Raw genomic sequence first — 15,214 nt, forward strand, 5'->3', positions numbered from 1 at the left:
GGGTGATTCGGCCTGTCGGCGGTCCGCCGCTCGGCCCTCGGTCCGCCGGCGTGCGGCAGCCGGCGCCTCAGTCCCGCGGGTCGACCAGGGCGCGGGCGTAGTTCGCCATCGACCGCTGGTAGCGCGGCAGATGGGGGGCCAGGGCGCCGAGGACGAGGGAGAGACCCTCGCGGTCGCGGCCGAGGCTGGACAGGCACAGGGCGAGAGCGGCCCGTACCGCGTCGTCCAGCTCGTCGGAGGGTGCGTCGAGTTCGGGGGTGAGCAGCTTGACGCCCTCCTCCGCCTCCCCGATGTTCCGCAGCGAGCTGGACAGCTGGATCTTGGCCCGGCGGCCCTTGTACTGGCTCGCCTCGCTCAGCCCGCGCGCCAGTGCCTCCCGGTACAGCGGCACCGCCTTGTCCGAGTGCCCGGTCGAATCCCAGGCGCAGGCCTGCTCGAAGGGGCCCAGCGGGCTGTCGTCCGGCAGCTCGGCGACCAGGGCGTCGATCACCGCGCGGAACTCGTGGGCGCGCTCTTCCGGATAGTCGTCGAAGGTGGCCCAGGCGGCGGCCACGCGGTCTTCCCAGTTCTGGTTCACCGGGTCACCTTCGCACACCCGTGCCACTCGGGCACCGGATTTGAGCGGACGGCGGCCCGGAGCCGTATCCGAAGGAGCTGAGGCATGCTTGGCCCACAGGACCGGAGGAACAGATGAGGGTGACACGACTGCTGCCGGCCGCCGCGGCCGTACTGGCGCTGGCGGGCTGCGGTTCGGGCGGGGAGACCAAGACGGTCCCGCCCACCGCGACCGGCAGCCTGGAGAGCCTGGCCGCCGAGGTGAAGTGCAAGCCGAACATGCAGACCGACGCCGACACGATCCGCCAGGCCATCTGCACGAACACCGACGGGAAGTTCATCCTCGCCACCTTCTCCACCGACCGCGGCCAGCGCGAGTGGATCAACGACGCGAAGGACTACGGCGGTTACTACCTCGTCGGCCGCAAATGGGTCGCCGTCGGCGACGACGGGGTGGTCGAGGCGCTGCGCGGCACGCTCGGCGGGGACGTGGAGATCGGCACGAACCACGCCGGCCACGCCTCCCATTCCGGGCACGGCGGCTGAGACGCAACGGAAAGGCCGGTGACGGGAGGGGGGTCCGTCACCGGCCTCGTCGCGTGGCCCGCGTCAGGCGGTCATGCGCAGTTCCGGCCGCTGTTGATGCAGTTGGCGATCCGGTTCGCCAGGCCGCCGGTCGTGACGCTGATGAAGTCGTCGTGGTCCGTGATCGGCTTGTGCAGCTCCTCCGGGAAGCCGTCCACCGCGTAGGCGTTCTTCACCGTGCCGTCCGCCTGGATGACGGGCTGCGGCACGTTGTAGACCAGGCGCATCGTCAGCTGCGGGATCGCCTTGAAGCCGTTCGGGCAGACACCGCTCGCGGGGTCGGCGAAGGCCACGTGCGTGCGATGGTTGGCGCTGTCGATGTTCTGGCCGTCCCAGCAGCTCTGGAAGGCGAACGAGCGCACCACGTTGCTGCCCTGCGGGCAGATCGGGTACTTGTCGGTCAGCTGCACCCGGTTCTCGAAGCCGGTGCAGCTCCAGTGCGCGTTGGCGTTGGCGGGACCGTTGACGAAGGCCTTGGCGTCACCGGTGATGATCCGCAGGAACTGCGGCATCGCGACGACCTTGCTCGCCGGGCTGCCCACGTACTTGATCTGGGCCTGCTGGGCGACCAGGATCTTGCCGACGTTGAGGTCCTTGCCACCGCCGTCCGCGCCCGCGTCCTTCTCCTGGGTGCCGTCCTGCTCGCGGATGACCGGCCAGTAGTACGCCGACAGGTCGTTGCGGTTCTGGCAGCTGGTGCCGCCCTGCAGGAACGTCTGGTTGCTGGAGAACGCGTTGACCTTCTGGTTGCCCACGTAGTCGTGCACGTGGTGGGCACCGTTGGTCACCCCGGGCGCGACGATCACGTTGTCACTGTTGTGGTTCTGGTTCGCGTTCACACCGCAGCGGGTGGTGAAGGTGCCCGTCGAGGCGTTGGGCGTCTTGTTCGGCTTGGACTGGACGTTCGGCGCGACCTTGGTGATGTCCACGAAGTCCGCCGCGGCCGGGCCGTCACCGGCCTGCCCGCCGTTGTTGCCCTGCTGCTGGCCGCCCTGCTGCTGGCCGCCTTGCTGCTGGCCGCCTTGCTGCTGGCCGCCTTGCTGCTGGCCGCCCTGCTGTTGGCCGCCCTGTTGCTGGCCGCCTTGCTGCTGGCCGCCCTGCTGTTGGCCGCCCTGTTGCTGGCCGCCGTTGTTCTGCTGCTGGCCACCGCTGTTCCCCCCGGCGGTGGTCTGATTCGCGGTCTGCGTCGTACAGGCGGCGAGCTGCGACAGGGCGTTGTTGAAGCTGCCGCCGACGCGCTGGACGTCGATCCGGATCCGGTCGATCGTCGCCGCCCGCTTGTCCTTGAGGGGGCCGACGATCGCGTTCTGCACGAAGCTCGGATCCTTGGCCTGCGCGTTGCGCGTGGACGCGAGCCGGTTGTAGGCCTCGGTGATCTGCCGGTCGAGGTTGGCCAGCTCGGTCGCCACGCCCTGGCGGGCCGCGTTCGGCACGTTCGTCAGCTTCTGGCCGACGTCCGGGCAGGAGATCGTCGCGACCTGCGCCGTCGCGGCTTTCGTCTGGTTGCCTCCCCACGACTGGTTGTTCGACTCATGCGCAGAGGCATAGAAGTTCGCCCAGATCAGCCCGCCCCCACCGAGCGCTAGGGCCGCCGATGCGGCTATGGCCTTGGTGGCCAGCGGCGTACGGCGTTTTCGTGTGTTGCGTCCCATGGAACTCCTCTGACTTCCTTGCGGGGCAGCATCGAGGCGCCCGACAGGAGTGAAGCGGCGCCCTTCCATACGGACGCCGCCCCAGAGGTGTTCACCGGTCTCACAAATTCCTCGCAGGAACACCGGAGTTGGCAGGTCAGCGGTCGTGGTCCTGATGGGCCTCCGCCCCGGCCAGCACCTTGGCCTCGGTCTCCGGGTCGAGCCCCAGCGGCGGCCGGTCCGGCCGCCGCGGTGCCGTACCACCGATGTCGGTCAGCCACTGCCAGGTGTCCGCGACGGTCTCCCGGACCGGCCGGCAGCGCAGACCCGTGGCCAGCGCCCGGGACACGTCCCCCCGGTGGGCCGCGTCGTGCAGGTCCGTGCCCGGCGGCGTCCACACCGGCAGCTGGGTCCACGGTGCGACACCGGCGTCGAGGACGACCCGCGGGTCGGTCCAGCGCAGCTCGGCATCGGCGCCGGTGGCCCGGACGCACTCCTGGAGCAGTTCGCCCATGGTGGTGTGCCCGGACGGGCTGACCAGGTCGTACGGCCCGCTCAGCCGCTGCTCGACCGCCCCGAGGAGCCAGTCGGCCAGGTCGCGGGCGTCGATGTACTGCAGCGGCAGGTCGCGTGGTCCCGGCGCCAGGACCGGGCCGCCGCGGGCGATCCGGGTGAGCCACCAGGGCAGCCGGCCCACGTTCTCGTACGGCCCGAGGATCAGCCCGGCCCGTGCCAGCAGCGACTCCGCCGCGCCGAACACCTCGACGGCGGCCAGCTCGCCGCCCCGCTTGTCGCGCGCGTAGTCCGTCGGTCCGGCGTCGGCGGCGGCGCCCTCGACCACCGCACCCTTCTCGCCGGCCCCGCCCAGGCTGGGCCACGGCCAGGTGTACACCGACCGGCTGGAGACGTAGACGTACCGCCCGGCACGGCCCCGCAGCAGCCGTGCCGCCGCGAGCACGGCACGCGGCTCGGCCGACCAGGTGTCGATCACGGCGTCCCAGGAGCCGGTGTCGGCGGCGAGCGCGGCGAGGCCGTCCGGGGCGGTGCGGTCGCCGTGCAACGACCGCACCCCGGGGGGTGGTTGGTGCCGTCCCCGGTGGAAGACGGTCACCTCCCAGCCGCGTCCCGGCGCCGCCTCCGCGACGGCTCGCCCCACGAATTCCGTACCGCCCAGCACCAGAAGTCTCATACCGGTGAGCGTGCCCGCTCCGGGCGCCCGGCGGCACGGGACTTAGCCGAGGGCAGAGCCGGTGGAGGGTCAGCGGCTGGTCGGCGGGGTGTACTTGTAGCCGACCCGGCGCACCGTCTGGATCGACTGGCGGTGCTCGGCGCCCAGCTTGCGGCGCAGCCGGGCGATGTGGACGTCGACGGTGCGGCCGTCCCCGACGTGGCCGTAGCCCCACACCGTGGTGACCAGCTGGTCGCGGGTGTGCACCCGGTGCGGATGGGCCACCAGGTGCGCCAGCAGCTCGAACTCCAGATAGGTGAGGTCGAGTTCACGGCCGTCGACGCTGGCGGTGCGCTGCACCGGGTCGATCCGGACCAGCGGCTCGGCGCGCGGGTCCGGGGCCGGCGGCTGAGGCTGGTCGGGCACCGCGACCGGCAGGAACGGCGGGTGCTGGTCGGCCGGGACCAGCACCAGGTAGCCGACCATCGGGGGCTGTCCGGGGAGGGTCGGCAGGGTGTGCTGCGGCGCGGGCAGCCAGGTGGCGCCCGGCGGCAGGAAGTCCGCGACGTCGACCACCTCGTCCCGGTCGACGGCGCGCAGCCGGTGCCGGGCGGGGGCGGTCAGGGTGGAGGCGGAGGAGAGAGAACGAGTGGTCGCCATGAGAGGTCAGCTCTTTCGCGCGAGAGGTTCGTCGGTGGGAACGACGGCCGCGATTCGTGGTCGGGCGCGCCGGAGGACGTACGTCGTTTCGCGCTGGCCGAAGGCCGGGGGTTACGGCTTTAGAGGGCCCGCGCGTTCACCGCGCGGCAACACACCCGGTCGAAGTCGTGGTGCTGACGGGAAGGCCAGAAGGGCTCGAGGTCATGGCGACCCGTCGCGTGGTACTTCTGGAAGCTGGCCATGGGCCCATTGAAGCAGACACGGGCGCCGGAGAGGAGCCGCCTCTCACAGCTTGGACGCTTCCTTGGTGCGAAGTTGACGTGGCAGGTGTGTCGCCGGCGCGTACCAAGCCCTGATCAGCGGCTTCCGGCCCGTCGACGTGTCCGGAATGCCGTCTCGGCATCCGGACGGGCGGTGTTCAGCCGAGCACCGTCGCGGAGCACAGCAGCTCCCGTACGGCGGACCGCAGGACGTAGTCCGGATGGGGGCCGCCCTCGACGAACAGGTCGGAGCGGACCCGCCGCCCGGACTCGGCGACTTCGCGCAGCGGCTCCACGGCGAACCGGGGGAGCAGGCCGATCACGGTCAGTGCGGGCAGGGCCGGGGGAAGGCCGAGGCCGGACCAGGAGTCCTGTCCGACGAGCCACCGGGCGAGTGGGTCCACCTTGTCCTCGGTGCGGCCGGTGATGCGCCACAGGGCCAGCGCCGCCCGGCCCCGGCCGCCGGCCGTACGTCTCCTTGCCATCCGTTGCTCCACGAGCGGCAGCAACGGCGCGGCAGCGGGGCCGAGTTCACCGGCGAGGTCCACCCACTCCGGGCCCGCGTCGGCCGGTTCGCGGCCGAGGAGGGCGAGCGCGGGCTCCGGATCGCCGGTCACCCGGTGGTACGCCAGCGCGGCGGCCGTCGACACCGAGGAGCCGGCACCTCCGGTCGCCGCCGCCCGCAGCGCCTCGGCGCCGGCACCACCGGCGGCCGCGGTGAGTCCGGCCAGCACGTGGACCGCGGCGTACGTGCCGGCGTGGGCCGGCAGCAGCGAGGCGAGCTCGGCCACGGCCTCCGCGGCCACCTCCGGATACCGCGCCAGCACTCCGGCCAGCCGCGGCGAGACCGCCTCCAGCCGCCCGGCCACGGCCCGCGCCACCGGCAGCGCCGCCGCCCCGGACTCCTCGGCCACGGCGGTGACGGCACGGACGGTGCCGTCCAGGCCGGGCGCCTCCTCGACCAGCCGTACGGCCTCGGGCACCGCCTCGGCCGCACCGGCACGGGCCAGTACCGTGAGCGCCGCCGCCCGCACCTGAGGGTCCGCGGAGTCCAGGAGCGGCAGCGCGCGTTCCCGCACCCGCCCGCGCGACTCCTTGGGCAGCGCGCACGTCAGCCGGGCCAGCCGGTACAACTCCCAGGCCGCAGCGACCGGTTCCGCCAGGACCCACGGCAGAACGTCCGCCTCGCGGTCCCGCCACCGCTCGACGATGTCGTGGGCGAGCGGCACACCCTGGGTGAGGGCCCGCAGTGCCGCCTCCGGGTCGTCCTCCAGGAGCCGGTCGGTGAACGGGCGGTAGGGATCCGGCCAGCAGCCGCTCTCCCGGTCGTGCGGGTCGGCGGCGTGGGCCCGGGCGCAGACGTCCACCAGCTCGCCGGGCAGGGGCACTTCCGCGGTGCGCAGCAGGTCCTCGGCGGCGGCGAGCCGTATCCGGGGCTCGGGGTCGGTCAGCAGGCCGTGCCGCCAGCCGCCGTCGCCCGCGTCCAGCAACCCGAGCGCGGTCACCACGTGCTCGCGCACCCGGGGGTCGGGCTCCTCGGCGAGCCGGGCCCGCAGCAGGGGGAGCAGCGGCAGGGCGTACGGATGGCCGAGGGCCGCGATCAGCAGCACCATGGCGTCCCGGATCTCGGGGTCGGTGACGTGCGCGAGGTGCAGCAGGGGCGGGAGTGCCTCGGCCACGGCCCGCCGCGCGGCGGCGCGTTCGGCGGGGCTCCCGGAGCCGTCCGCGACGGAGGCGATCAGCCAGAGCAGCTCCCGCCGGTGGCCGGGCCCGTCGAGGGCCAGCCGGGCGAGGTGGGGGACGGCGGCGGCCGAGGCGTCGTAGATGCTGCCCTGGTGGCACAGCGCGGAGAACAGCTCGTGCGAGGCATCCTCGCGTACGGCCGCGTCCTCGGACTCCATCGCGCTCAGCAGTCCGGGGACGTCGTCGGCGGGCCCGTACGCGTGGGTGAGCTTCCCCCAGTCGATCTCCATGGCCCCACGATGGCACGCACCACTGACAACGCGGCGGTCCGGCGGCGCGCGAAGGGGGCGCCCACCTTGCGGTGAGCGCCCCCGGGGAGCCTTACGGCGTGGATCAGACCTGGCCGGCCTTCTCCAGCGCGGAGCAGCAGGTGTCCACCAGCAGGCGGGTCACCACGTACGGGTCGACGTTGGCGTTCGGGCGGCGGTCCTCGATGTAGCCCTTGCCGTCCTTCTCGACCTGCCACGGGATACGGACCGAGGCGCCGCGGTCGGAGACGCCGTAGGAGAACTTGTCCCACGGAGCGGTCTCGTGCAGACCCGTCAGGCGCTCGTCGATGCCGGCGCCGTAGTTCTTGACGTGGTCCAGCGGCTTGGAGCCCTCGCCGAGCGACTCGCACGCGGTGATGATCGCGTCGTAGCCCTCGCGCATGGCCTTGGTGGAGAAGTTGGTGTGCGCGCCCGCGCCGTTCCAGTCGCCCTTGACCGGCTTGGGGTCGAGGGTCGCGGAGATGCCGAAGTCCTCGGCGGTGCGGTACAGCAGCCAGCGGGCCACCCACAGCTGGTCGGAGACCTCCAGCGGGGACAGCGGGCCGACCTGGAACTCCCACTGGCCGGGCATGACCTCGGCGTTGATGCCGGAGATGCCGAGACCGGCCTTCAGGCAGTTCTCCAGGTGGGCCTCGACGATCTCGCGGCCGAAGATCTCGTCGGCGCCGACACCGCAGTAGTAGCCGCCCTGCGGGGCCGGGAAGCCGCCCTCGGGGAAGCCCAGCGGACGGGAGCCGTCGAAGAAGGTGTACTCCTGCTCGATGCCGAAGATCGGCTCCTGCGCGGCGAACTTCTCTGCGACCTCGGCCAGCGCGGCGCGCGTGTTGGACGAGTGCGGGGTCATGTCGATGTCGAGGACCTCGCACAGCACCAGGACGTCGTCGCCACCGCGGATCGGGTCGGGGCAGGTGAAGACCGGCTTGAGCACACGGTCCGAGGAGTGGCCCTCGGCCTGGTTGGTGGAGGAGCCGTCGAAGCCCCAGATGGGCAGTGCGTCGAGACCGGCCGGGGCGCCCGTGATGATCTTCGTCTTGGAACGGAGCTTGGCCGTCGGCGCGGTGCCGTCGATCCAGATGTACTCAGCCTTGAAGGTCACGGGGCCACTTCCTTCGGGGGTGGTCGGGCGCACTCGGTGCGGGTGCTGCGGCGCTACGGCACCGGGGCACCGCGTCGATCTGCCGCGCAGCCTGTCAACGGGCGATTTCCCGGCCATTGCTCTTGTGTGAACCCCGTGTTACCTGGTCGTTCTGTGTCCCGGCTCACGTTGTGAGGTCTCGCCGGGCGGGGTATGAGTGCCCTCCGCCGCGGCCTGCCGGACCCCGTCGAGGAAGTCCCGGATCGCCGCCTGCTGATGGCCGTCGTAGCCGTGCAGCAGCCGCACGGAGTGCTCGATCAGCGGCCCGAAGGAGGCCTGTCCGAGGTGCATGGCGTGCTCCGTCACCTCTACGACGACCTTCCGCCGATCGCTCGTACCGCGCACCCGCCGCACATGACCGGCCCGCTCCAGCCGGTCGAGCAGGGCCGTGGTCCCCGCCGAGTTGAGCCCGAGCACGGCCCCGAGCCGCCCGGCGGTCAGCTCCTCGCCGGCCCGCCGTGCGTCCATGAGCGCGATCAGCGCGCGTACGTCCGTGGGGTGCATGCCGTTCGCCTGCGCGAACCGTGCGCTGTGCAGGCCGAGTTCGACGGCGACGGCACGCAGGAGGTGGACGATCTCCATCTCGGGCTGCACGCGGGCCTCCATGGCTATTATCTCGTTCAGCGGATATCTTGGTCAGCGAGATAATAGGGGGTGGTGGCGTGCCGGGACACGACAGTGAGGCCTTCCGGGTTGCCTACGAAAAGGTCCTGGCCAAGTGGCCGGCCGAGCGGGAGGCGCTGACGGTCGCGACGCCCTTCGGCGACACCCGCGTCAACAGCTGCGGCCCTCGGGACGCGCCGCCGCTGGTCCTGCTGCCGGGCGGTGGTGGAGAGACCTCCGTCTCCTGGTACGCCCAGGTCGCGGAGCTGGCCCGGGAGCGCCGGGTGCACGCGGTCGACGTGATCGGCGCCCCAGGGCTGAGCGTCCCGGCCGGCGACCGCCACCCCCGTGCGGTCGCCGACCTGATGCTCTGGCTGGACGCGGTCCTGGACGGCCTGGGCGCCGCCCGGACCGACCTGGGCGGGCACTCGTACGGCGGCTGGATCGCCCTGCATCACGCCCTGCGCACCCCCGCCCGGACACGCCGCCTGTTCCTCCTGGACCCGACCCAGTGTTTCGCCGGGTACAAGGCGGCGTATCTCTGCCGCGCCCTGCCGATGCTGCTGCGGCCCGCGCCCCGCCGGGTCCGCGCCTTCCTGGAGTGGGAGACCGGGGGAGCACCCCTGGACCCCGACTGGCTCGCCCTCCAGGAGGCGGCCGCAGGCTTCCCGGCCGCGAAGCCGGTGACCGGCCCGCGCCCCGCGCCGGACGCGCTGCGGACCCTGGACGTCCGGGTCCTGCTGCTCGTGGCCGCGAACAGCAGGACCCATGACGCCCGCGAGGTGGCTGCCGGTGCGGAGGCGCTGCTGTCGCACGTGGAGACGGCCGTACTGCCGGACGTCTCGCATCACGCGCTGCCGCAGGGGGCACCCGCAACCCTGGCCCGCCGCCTCACCGATTTCCTGTCCGGTCCCTGAGCCTCACCCCACCTTCTCGATGCGGGCGTGGCGGATGAGGAACTTGCCGGGCTCCCGGACCTGTTCGAAGGCCGCGTTGTTGAGCAGCACACAGCTGCCGGAGACCGAGGTCACCTTCACCGTCGTGGACTTGTTGTTGTCCAGGTTGGTGACCTTCAGCGTGGTCCCGGCCGGGAACTGGTTGCTGGAGGCGGCCGGGGCGCCGCCCTCACCGGAGAGCGTGACCGTGGAGCCGTTGCAGACCTGCTGACCGGAGGCCGCGGCCGCACCACCGCCGGCGTTCCCCGCGGCGGCGGACTGCGAGGGCTGCGCGGTCTGCTGGCCGGCACCCTGCTGCCCGGCCTGCTGACCGGCTCCCTGCTGTCCGGCCTGCTGACCGGCTCCCTGCTGTCCGGCCTGCTGACCCGCGCCCTGCTGTCCGGTCTGCGCCTGCTGCCCGGTCTGGGAGCCCTGAGCCGACTCCCCAACCGTGCACCCGGCCGCCTTCTGCTGGACCTCGATCTGTTTGATGACCGCCTCGCGGTTGGCGATCCGGGCCGCCGACTGCGCGTCCGGGTGCGCCTTCTGGTCCGCGATGAACCGGTCGTTGTTGCCGTGGGCCGTGGCGAGCCCCTGGCAGACGGTCGAGTTGTCCGCGGCCGACAGGGTCTTCGCGCCCTGCGCGGGCTGGGCCGCGTTGGACGTCGTGGCCAGTGCGAAGGCCCCGCCGCCCGCCACCGCCGCGGCGCTGACGAGCACCGCGAGCTTCTTCTTCGTACTGAGGGTGCGCCTACGCGACATGCGCGCCTCCTGGAGAGGTAGGGGAGCGTACGCCGCTATGTACGAGATACCGAACGAGGTTACTCAGCGGTTGGGGAGGTCGGTGAAGTGTCCTGCATCACAGGGGAGTTGAGTATCGCTCAGCTCTTGCTGTGGTCCAGGGCCTCGCGTACCGCGTCCTCCGAGCGGGCCACAAGGGCCGTTCCGTCGTCGGCGGTGATGATCGGGCGCTGGATGAGCTTGGGGTGCTCGGAGAGCGCGGCGATCCACCGGTCCCGGGAGCCGTCGTCCCGCGGCCAGTCCTTCAGCCCCAGCTCCTTGGCGACGGCCTCGCCGGTCCGGGTGATGTCCCACGGCTCCAGGTTCAGCCGCTCCAGCACGGCCCTGATCTCGTCCTCGCTCGGCACGTCCTCCAGGTAGCGGCGGACGGTGTACTCGGCCCCCTCGGCGTCGAGCAGGCTGACGGCGCTGCGGCACTTGGAGCAGGCGGGATTGATCCAGATTTCCATGGCGCACACGGTACGGGAAGCCCCGCTACCGCCCGGTGACGCCGGGCCCTCGGCGCAGCGGGAGCCGGACCGTGCCCGCCACGATCGCGGCGCCGCCCACGCGCACCCGCCGTACGGCCGGGTTCCGGGAGGGCGGCCCCGCCGCGGCGGTGACGGTGGACGGGGAGCCGAGGGCGTCCCCCAGGTCGGCGGTGACGCCGGTCAGGCCCCGGCCGGCGAGATGGGCGGCGAGGCAGCCGGTGCTGTTGGCGTTCGCGATGTCCTCCGGTACGCCGATCGACGGCGCGAACATCCGGGCCGCGAGACGCCCCTCGTCCGTCGGCTCCGTGTACACACAGCAGCCCAGCAGGCCGCTGCGGTCGCAGGCTGCGCGCAGTCGGCCGAAGTCCGGTGCCAGTGCGGCGAGGCGGGCCCGCGTGGCCACCGGGACGAGCAGCCGTGGCCGGCCCACCGAGGCCACCCGGACGAGGGCGGACGGCGCCCACGCGGCGGGACCCAGGGCGTCGAGGACGGGCTCCGCCTCCCCCGGTCCCGGTGCGCGCAGGTCGACGGGGCCCAGGGCGAACTCCGCCCGGAGCCGGCCGTTCGCGCGTACGGTCCGGCCGGTGAAGGCACGTTCCCGGGTGCGCAGGGCGGTCCGGTGCTCCCGGCCGCCGGCGCGCTCGGCCAGGTACGCCAGCGCGGCGACCGTGCCGTGGCCGCAGGCCGGCAGTTCCCCGGTGGCGGTGAAGAAGCGCAGGGTCACCTCGGGGCCTTCGGCACCGGCGTCCCCCGTGCCGACGAAGACCGCGTGGGACGTGCCCGCCAGGCCGGGAACGGCCCGCCGGGCGACTCCGTCCAGGCCGGTGTCCGGCAGCACCGCGGTGGGACTGCCGCCCATGCCGTCCCGCACGCACGCGTGCACGATCGTCGCGGTGAGCGGGCTGTCGCCGGACGTGTCGTCGTGGGCCGTGGTGTCGTGGGCCGTGGTGTCGTCGGCCGTGGTGTCGTCAGGCATGCGGGCGCGCTCCGGCCGGGAACCCGGTGGCCCAGGTCTCCGCCTCCAGCAGCAGGGAGTTGGCGACCTGGCTGATGGTCCGGTACCAGCCCGCCAGGACGAGGAACTCCAGCAGCTGGGCGTCGTCGTAGTGGGCGCGCAGGGCCTCCCAGGCGGCGGCCGAGAGGTGGGCCGTGTCATGCAGCTCGTCGACGGCGTCGAGCAGGGCCCGGTGGTGCGGCGGCCACGCGGCACCGGCCATGGGGTCCGGCTCGGTGGTCGCCCGGAGCTGCTCGGGGCCGAGTCCGGCCCGGCCGGCGAAGGCGGCGGCGTGTACGCCCCACTCGTAGGCGCAGCCGGCCCGCGCGGTGACCCGGGCGATGACGATCTCCCGGTCGAGGGCGGGCAGCAGGCCATGGCCCAGCAGTCCGGCGCCCAGGGCGAACATCCGCGAGGCGAGTTCGGGGTTGCGGTGCAGCACTCGGAACAGGGTGATCGGTTCCTCTGCGACGCCGGGCGGCATCCAGCGGCGCAGCGCCCGGTCGATCGGGGCGGGGTACGGAGGGCTGAGCGGTTCGATGCGTGGCACGCGACACCTCCTGCTTCGATTTCCGAATCATCCTGGTGCTTCGATTTCAGAAGCGCAAGGGGTCGGGGCGAAGTGGGTACGGCTGGTCGGGGTCAGTCGCCGGCGCCCGGATCCCGCTCGGTGTCCTCGGCGAGGGCCTCCGCCCAACGGCTCGACCAGCGGACGAGCGGCCGTAGGGCGGTGTACGCCTCCGTGCCGAGCGGTGTGAGGCTGTACTCGGTGCCGTCCCGCTGGGTCACGAGCCCCGCCTCGGCCAGTTCGCGGAGCCGCTGGCGCAGCACGCTGGAGGACATGTCGTCGCACCGCTGCTGCAGGGCACGGAAACCGGTGGGTCCCTCATGGAGTTCCCACAGGACGCGCAGGCTCCAGCGCCGCCCGAACAGGTCGAGCGCCGCCATCAGGGGGCGGCCGGTGGCCGAGCCCCGGACCGGCCGGCCGGGCCTGGGTGTCGTCATGGCAGTCCGCGCAATCTGTCCGATGCTTCTGTTTCCGAAACAGTAGCATCGGCCGCCGCGCGGCGCCTTGTTCGAATTGACGCCGTCTCACCCATCACTCGGCGAACTGGTGTGACGTGACGCCAATTTCTCTTCTGAGCTGGGCACTTACCCAGCTCGTCGGTCGGCCCGTTGTCAGTGCCGGGCAGTAGACTGGAAGCAGTGTTCGAGGGCATCGCCGGACTGTCCGGCCGGTGCCCTGACCGCGACAGGAGGATGCCCGTGCCCGCTGCCGCCCTGAAGCCGAAGCCGTCGCCCACCCAGTCCACCGCCAAGCATCCCGTGCTGTTCGACTCGCCCTACGAGCCCGTGGTGAAGCGGCCGCTGCCGGCCGGACGGCCGCGCGAGTGGTACGTCACCCACAACCGCCGCCTGAAGGCCATGCGCCTCGCCATAGCCCTGCTCGACTCGGGCATCTACCTCCCGGCCCAGGCCGGCGACGACAGGATCCGCAGCAAGGCGGAGGAGATCGGCATGCGCCCGCCCTCCGACACCACCTGCCGGATGGTCCGGGCGTTCATGCGCTACAGCCGCTGACACCCGGGACCGGTGCCGGGCGCCTCCGCGTCTCCTCGGCGGCGCCCGGCGACGGAGGGCGTGCGGTGCCGCTCAGCCGTAGCGCTCCAGCAGCCCCCGCACATAGGCCTCCAGGCGCGCGCCCAGCACCCCGGGGGTCAGGTCCGTACGGCCCAGGGCGCGCCACGGCACGGCCAGTTTCTCCGCGTCGGGCGCGTACCCGAGGGCGTCCAGCAGCCGCCAGTACAGATGGTCCCGGCCGCCCGCCAGGCCGTGGCCGCCCCGCCGCTCGTACCGCTCCCGGAAGGACAGGCCCTGCTCGGGACCGTGCAGCAGGGCCAGTGCGGTGGAGCAGTGGGCCACGTCCAGGTCGGCCGGCCCCCAGGAGGTCTCCACCCAGTCCACGACCCCGCTGATCCGCACGTCCTCGCCCGTGCCCGCGAAGAGGACGTTGCCCGGGTGGTAGTCCCGGTGCAGGAAGCGGCCCGGGTACGGCGGCGGGTCCCGGCGGATCGCGTCGACGGCCCGGTCCCACAGGTCCCCGGCCGGAGTGCGCACGCTCTCCGGTGAGGCCCACGCCTGGTAGGTGCGGGGCCGCTCCGGCGGAGCCACCGCGTGGATCCTGACCAGTTGGGCCGCCAGCAGATCGAGCCGCCGGTCCAGAGCCGGACCGCCCCGCTCGCCCTCGTCGTCCACCAGCACCCGGCCGGGCAGCCTGGTCATCAGCAGGGACGGGTGGTCGCAGTGCTCGGCCGTCGCGTCCACCGCGACCAGAGCCGGGGCCGGAATGCCCTCCTCGGTGGCGAGCAGCCCGAGGATCGCCGCCTCCCGTGTCAACAGCCCGGGCGCATGCCGGCGGAAGAAGGGCTTCACAAAGCTGCGCAGCACCAGCTCGGCCCCGTCGTCGAGGACGAGCCCCCGCATCTGGGACGACCATCCGCCCTCGAGTGGCCGGGCGTCCACGACCGTACGGCCGGCGGGCAGCTGCTTGGCCACCCACGCCCGGGTCGCCGCCCAGCCCCGCTCCCCGTCCAGGCCGCTCACCAGAGCCGTCACGAACTCCCGCCGGTCCTCGGCTTGATCCCGGAACCAGAGCCCCAACCGGTGCTCCGCCTCGGGGAGTTCGAGGCGGGTGTACTGGGCGCGGGCGGACAGCGCGTCCTGGACGGCCTCGGTCACGGCCGGCGGGATGACCGCGTCGGTGCCCGGGACCGCCAGCACCGCGCGGCCCTCGTAGCCGCGCAACGCCTCCAGGGCGGTCGAGGTCCGCCAACTGTCCGGGGTGCGGACGATCTCGCTGAACAGGCCCTGGCGGTTCTCGAACCGCACCGCCCAGGCCTCGGAGGCGTAGACGGCCGGGGAGCACAGGCCGATGGCCGCCACCCTCGGGCCGTAGTGCCGTACGAGATCGGCGACCGTCTGGGCGCTCATGCTGAAGCCGACCAGGACCAGCGGATCGTCCGCCGGGGCGTGGGCGTCGAGCACCGCCACCGCCTGCTCGAACCGCCGGCGCAGGCTCAGCTCCGCGAGGGATCCCGTGCTCTCGCCGTGGCCCGAGAAGTCGAACGCCAGGGCGTGGCAGCCGGTCCCGGCGAACTCCGTCAGCAGGGGCAGGAGGCGCTGCTTGCTGCCGTTGCCCGCGCCGTGCAGCAGGACGGCCGTGGCCCGGCCCGGTGGGCCGACGGTCAGGCCGTGCAGGCGTTCGCCGCCGAAGTCGTGGCTGAATGCGGTGAGTTCGCTCATGGAGTCATTCACTCACGCCGGGCCCCGCCGGGCGGAAAACGGGATGCGGCCGCCGCCACCGCCTCCCTACGCTGAACAAACGGCACGAAGCCGACACACTCC

General features: G+C 72.9%; 16 protein-coding genes. 3 read left to right on the top strand and 13 right to left on the bottom strand.

Features of this window, described 5'->3' with window-relative positions; genetic code table 11:
- Positions 1 to 67 precede the first annotated feature (67 nt).
- The gene (locus FB563_RS23510) at positions 68 to 577 is read right to left on the bottom strand and encodes a tetratricopeptide repeat protein (RefSeq protein WP_411573219.1); all 510 of its coding nucleotides are present in this window, start codon (positions 575 to 577) and stop codon (positions 68 to 70) included.
- 113 nt (positions 578 to 690) lie between these two features.
- On the opposite strand from FB563_RS23510, the gene FB563_RS23515 reads away from it, so the two are divergent.
- A complete protein-coding gene (locus tag FB563_RS23515) occupies positions 691 to 1,101 on the top strand; it encodes a hypothetical protein (protein ID WP_055709220.1) in 411 nt (136 codons plus the stop codon).
- A gap of 71 nt (positions 1,102 to 1,172) precedes the next feature.
- Here the strand turns inward: FB563_RS23515 and FB563_RS23520 are convergent, their stop codons facing one another.
- From FB563_RS23520 to FB563_RS23545, 6 genes are all read right to left on the bottom strand, one after another.
- Positions 1,173 to 2,792, bottom strand: a complete 1,620-nt coding sequence (locus FB563_RS23520) for a DUF1996 domain-containing protein (protein WP_055709221.1) — start codon at positions 2,790 to 2,792, stop codon at positions 1,173 to 1,175.
- Between the two features lie 136 nt (positions 2,793 to 2,928).
- Complete coding sequence (locus tag FB563_RS23525; protein ID WP_199832977.1) at positions 2,929 to 3,960, bottom strand: NAD-dependent epimerase/dehydratase family protein; 1,032 nt, start codon at positions 3,958 to 3,960, stop codon at positions 2,929 to 2,931.
- Positions 3,961 to 4,029: 69 nt separating this feature from the next.
- A complete protein-coding gene (locus FB563_RS23530) occupies positions 4,030 to 4,599 on the bottom strand; it encodes a winged helix-turn-helix domain-containing protein (RefSeq protein WP_055709222.1) in 570 nt (189 codons plus the stop codon).
- A gap of 418 nt (positions 4,600 to 5,017) precedes the next feature.
- Positions 5,018 to 6,832: a hypothetical protein gene (locus tag FB563_RS23535; protein ID WP_055709223.1), complete on the bottom strand. Its 1,815-nt coding sequence runs from the start codon at positions 6,830 to 6,832 to the stop codon at positions 5,018 to 5,020.
- A 103-nt stretch (positions 6,833 to 6,935) separates the two neighbouring features.
- Positions 6,936 to 7,967 carry a glutamine synthetase gene (gene glnII, locus FB563_RS23540; RefSeq protein ID WP_055709224.1) on the bottom strand — a complete coding sequence of 344 codons (1,032 nt, stop codon included), beginning with the start codon at positions 7,965 to 7,967 and terminating at the stop codon, positions 6,936 to 6,938.
- Positions 7,968 to 8,105: 138 nt separating this feature from the next.
- Positions 8,106 to 8,612 (bottom strand): MarR family winged helix-turn-helix transcriptional regulator, encoded by a 507-nt coding sequence (locus FB563_RS23545; protein WP_063797142.1) that lies wholly within the window; start codon positions 8,610 to 8,612, stop codon positions 8,106 to 8,108.
- A 56-nt stretch (positions 8,613 to 8,668) separates the two neighbouring features.
- Here FB563_RS23545 and FB563_RS23550 point away from each other — a divergent pair, with 56 nt between their 5' ends.
- Positions 8,669 to 9,526 carry an alpha/beta fold hydrolase gene (locus FB563_RS23550; RefSeq protein WP_055709225.1) on the top strand — a complete coding sequence of 286 codons (858 nt, stop codon included), beginning with the start codon at positions 8,669 to 8,671 and terminating at the stop codon, positions 9,524 to 9,526.
- A gap of 3 nt (positions 9,527 to 9,529) precedes the next feature.
- Here FB563_RS23550 and FB563_RS23555 read toward each other — a convergent pair whose 3' ends face one another.
- The 5 genes from FB563_RS23555 to FB563_RS23575 all read right to left on the bottom strand — a co-directional run bounded on the left by FB563_RS23555 (position 9,530) and on the right by FB563_RS23575 (position 12,814).
- Positions 9,530 to 10,306: an RlpA-like double-psi beta-barrel domain-containing protein gene (locus FB563_RS23555; protein ID WP_055709226.1), complete on the bottom strand. Its 777-nt coding sequence runs from the start codon at positions 10,304 to 10,306 to the stop codon at positions 9,530 to 9,532.
- 119 nt (positions 10,307 to 10,425) lie between these two features.
- The gene (locus FB563_RS23560) at positions 10,426 to 10,794 is read right to left on the bottom strand and encodes an arsenate reductase family protein (RefSeq protein ID WP_055709227.1); all 369 of its coding nucleotides are present in this window, start codon (positions 10,792 to 10,794) and stop codon (positions 10,426 to 10,428) included.
- A 25-nt stretch (positions 10,795 to 10,819) separates the two neighbouring features.
- The gene (locus FB563_RS23565; RefSeq protein WP_079049029.1) at positions 10,820 to 11,791 is read right to left on the bottom strand and encodes a PhzF family phenazine biosynthesis protein; all 972 of its coding nucleotides are present in this window, start codon (positions 11,789 to 11,791) and stop codon (positions 10,820 to 10,822) included.
- A complete protein-coding gene (locus FB563_RS23570; RefSeq protein WP_055709228.1) occupies positions 11,784 to 12,359 on the bottom strand; it encodes a carboxymuconolactone decarboxylase family protein in 576 nt (191 codons plus the stop codon). The genes FB563_RS23565 and FB563_RS23570 overlap by 8 nt, the downstream gene beginning before the upstream one ends.
- Positions 12,360 to 12,451: 92 nt before the next feature.
- Positions 12,452 to 12,814 carry a winged helix-turn-helix transcriptional regulator gene (locus FB563_RS23575; protein WP_055709229.1) on the bottom strand — a complete coding sequence of 121 codons (363 nt, stop codon included), beginning with the start codon at positions 12,812 to 12,814 and terminating at the stop codon, positions 12,452 to 12,454.
- Between the two features lie 261 nt (positions 12,815 to 13,075).
- Here FB563_RS23575 and FB563_RS23580 point away from each other — a divergent pair, with 261 nt between their 5' ends.
- Positions 13,076 to 13,390, top strand: coding sequence for a hypothetical protein (locus tag FB563_RS23580; RefSeq protein ID WP_055709241.1), 315 nt, complete (start codon positions 13,076 to 13,078; stop codon positions 13,388 to 13,390).
- A gap of 72 nt (positions 13,391 to 13,462) precedes the next feature.
- On the opposite strand, the gene FB563_RS23585 is transcribed toward FB563_RS23580, so the two are convergent.
- Complete coding sequence (locus tag FB563_RS23585; RefSeq protein WP_055709230.1) at positions 13,463 to 15,112, bottom strand: alpha/beta fold hydrolase; 1,650 nt, start codon at positions 15,110 to 15,112, stop codon at positions 13,463 to 13,465.
- Positions 15,113 to 15,214 lie beyond the last annotated feature (102 nt).

Origin of the sequence: Streptomyces puniciscabiei (assembly GCF_006715785.1) — a bacterium.
Classification (GTDB): domain Bacteria; phylum Actinomycetota; class Actinomycetes; order Streptomycetales; family Streptomycetaceae; genus Streptomyces; species Streptomyces puniciscabiei.